The organism is Sphingomonas segetis, from assembly GCF_009720245.1.
GTDB classification, from domain to species: domain Bacteria; phylum Pseudomonadota; class Alphaproteobacteria; order Sphingomonadales; family Sphingomonadaceae; genus Sphingomicrobium; species Sphingomicrobium segetis.
In genome coordinates, this window is record NZ_WJSQ01000227.1 from 1 (window position 1) to 2,798 (window position 2,798).

Sequence of the window (2,798 nt, forward strand, 5' to 3'; positions counted from 1 at the left end):
CCCGGCCCAGCCGATCGCGGCGCCGGCCGCGCCGATCGGCATCGACGCGCAGCTGTTCGCCCGCGCCAAGGCGGCCCTCGACCAGCACCGCATCTGGGCCCGCGATTCGATCGGAATCGCCGATTTCTCGAAGGAATCGCGCGAGGCTCGCTTCCACGTCGTGAATCTTCAGAACGGCACCGTCGAGAGCCATCTCGTCGCCCACGGCCGCGGTTCCGACCCCGCCCACTCGGGCTTCCTGCAGCGCTTCAGCAACGATTTCGGAAGCTACGCGACGTCGGAAGGCACCTACGTCACCGACGAATATTATCACGGCAAGTACGGCCTTTCGCTGCGCGTCCGCGGGCTCGACTGGACCAACAACAATGCCGAGCCGCGCGCGATCGTCATCCACAATGCCTGGTACGCCGAGCCCGAGATGATCGCGCAGCACGGCATGCTCGGCCGCTCGGAAGGCTGCTTCGCAATGCCCAGGAAGAGCCAGTACGAGGTGATGCGCAAGCTCGCCGGCGGAAGGATGATCTACGCCGACAAGCTCGCATAAGCGACTGTCCGGGGGACCGTTGCGCCGGAAGCTGGTGCAGCCGCTTCATCACCACCGAGTTCAAAGGGCCGCCTCGAGCGGCCCTTTTCATGTCCGTCGGCCGGTTTGGGCGCCCCGGCGGTCACCTTCATTGCGACGGACGATTGGTGATCTGGATGCGCAGGTCGTCGATGCGGGTCTGGAGCGCGGCATATTCGTGGGCGGCGTCGCGGATGTCCTTCCGGCGGTTGTGCTCCGCGGCCCAGAGCCCGTCCCTGAGCCAATTGCTGAAGCCGTCACCGCGAAACCATGACCGGAACATCGCGTCATCGACCGGCTGCGCGTTGGTCAGATATTTGAGCACCTTGTCGTCCTTGCAGGCTTCGGCAGCCATCCAGCGGGTGACGATGTCGATCTCGTCGAGCACGTGGAGCAGCTCGTGCTCGAAGATGATCGCGAAAATCTGACGGGTAAGGTCGTCATCCGCCTGCGGCCGATCGCCCTCGAGCACGTAAACGGTGACTTTCGTGTCCAACAGGACGTCCCCGCCCTGGAACTGCCACGGCGGAAAGGCGGCGCTGGAGCGGACCTGCCGCCACTGCTGCGACGGGTTGGGGAAAGTGACCGCGAACTCGGCCCTGGTGAGGCCGTGGACCACGCCGAGACGGCTGCCGTGGCCGCTGCCGGACGACCGGAGCAGCGACACCATCGTGGCCGGATCGACGAATGTCGGTTCGCGCACGCTGGTCGCCGACAACCCTTGCGGAACCCGCACGCCATGGGCGCCGGGTGCCATCATGGCATCGTTGCCGAACGAGATGCGGGGCCGGAACTGGTAAACGGGACATCCGCTCAGCTGCTGGAGCACCATGGGTCCCTCCGTTCCGCCGCGTCGCCCGCGCGGGGGAAGTACCATAAGAGCATTGGAACAGCTATCTGCGGGGAAGCCGCCTGCGGGAGCGACAGTGCGTCTATCGCGTCGCGACCTGGTCCTTGCGCTTCGCTTTCGCCTGGCCGGCGACCTCCTGCTTGGGCTTGCCGAGGCTGGCGCCGCCGTCATCCATGTTGAGCGCCGCCACCGCCTTGGGATCGCGGCCGTACATGTCCCTGTAGTCGACGATCTTGCCGTCGACGAGCGCGGCCTGGCTGAAATAGACGATGTAGACCGGCAGCGGCTTCACGAATTTGGCCTGCACGGTCTTCTTGCTGTCGAGCGTGGTCTTGATTTTCTCCGGGGTCCAGGTGCCGCCGTCGTCGCCGAGCAGCTCGGTCGCGAGATCCATGATGTGCTGGGTCCGGACGCAGCCGTGGCTCAATGCTCGCACGCTGTCGTTGAAACGGCTGCGGGCGTTGGTGTCGTGGAGATAGATCGCCTTGGAGTTGGGCATCACAAACTTGATCTGGCCAAGCGCGTTGGTCGGCCCCGGCGGCTGCCGCCAGCGCTTGATCGTCCCGTCGTCGTTCTTGACCGCGACAAAGCCCTTCTTGCCGGCGACCTCCTTCTCGATGCTCTTAGGCACCTCCCACCACGGGTTGAGGATCACCCCGGTGGCGAGCGCGGCCAGCTGCGGCGTCGGGGTCGAGACCTTGCCCGCGATCGCCTTGTGCTTCCAGCGGTTGACGCCACCTTCGACGAGGGTCGCGTGGAAGCTCGGTACGTTGACGATGATGTACTTGTCGCCGAGGTCGCGGGGCAACCAGCGCCAGCGATCCATGTTGAGCCGGATGCGGTCGCGCTCGGCGACGTCGTTCGCCGGAGTCACGGCAAGCGCGGCCTTGAGCGCGGCATATTGCGGGTGCGTCGGCAGCAACCCGTTGAGTGTGCCGGCGATGTCGCGGCGCGCCAGCGCCGAGCGCAGCAGCGTATCCTGTGCCTGCTCGTCGAGGTCCTTGTCGACAATGAACCAGTCGACCCGCGCCGCCTTCTTCACATGGCCGAGCGCGAGGTCCGACGAAACTTCGTCGAAGCGCTGAGTCGCCGCGGCGGAAAGCAGCAGCGGGTCGCCCGCGGCGATCGCGGTCTGGAGCCCGTCGGGGTCATAGTCCGCAGGGTCGAGGCCCTCGACGGCGAGCTGGCGAATGTAGTGAAGAAGGTCTTCCGCGCTAATCGCATCCCACACGACCGGCGGCAGCGGCGCCGGTGCGGGCGCGGCCTCGGGCTGCGCCTCGTCGGGGGCGAAGTCCGGGTCGTCGGGAGCGATCGTCTCCGGGGCGGGGGCCGGCTTCGCGGCGGCCCGAACCGGCGCACGCGCCGGGGCGACCTGCGCAAGCGCCG

3 protein-coding genes are annotated in these 2,798 nt (G+C 66.8%); 1 reads left to right on the plus strand and 2 read right to left on the minus strand.

Annotated elements, in window-relative coordinates:
* On the plus strand, positions 1 to 544 hold a 544-nt coding region (locus tag GH737_RS14060; RefSeq protein ID WP_155265404.1), incomplete at its 5' end, for a murein L,D-transpeptidase catalytic domain family protein.
* Between the two features lie 127 nt (positions 545 to 671).
* Here GH737_RS14060 and GH737_RS14065 read toward each other — a convergent pair.
* Both GH737_RS14065 and GH737_RS14070 read right to left on the minus strand, forming a co-directional pair.
* Complete coding sequence (locus GH737_RS14065; RefSeq protein WP_155265405.1) at positions 672 to 1,394, minus strand: hypothetical protein; 723 nt, start codon at positions 1,392 to 1,394, stop codon at positions 672 to 674.
* A 100-nt stretch (positions 1,395 to 1,494) separates the two neighbouring features.
* Positions 1,495 to 2,798, minus strand: a 1,304-nt coding sequence (locus GH737_RS14070) for a L,D-transpeptidase family protein (RefSeq protein ID WP_155265406.1), incomplete at its 5' end; no start/stop codon positions are given.

Excerpts from the sequence above, each read along its gene's own strand:
- GH737_RS14065 (WP_155265405.1), bottom strand. The coding sequence starts at position 1,394 with ATGGTGCTCCAGCAGCTGAGCGGATGTCCCGTTTACCAGTTCCGGCCC.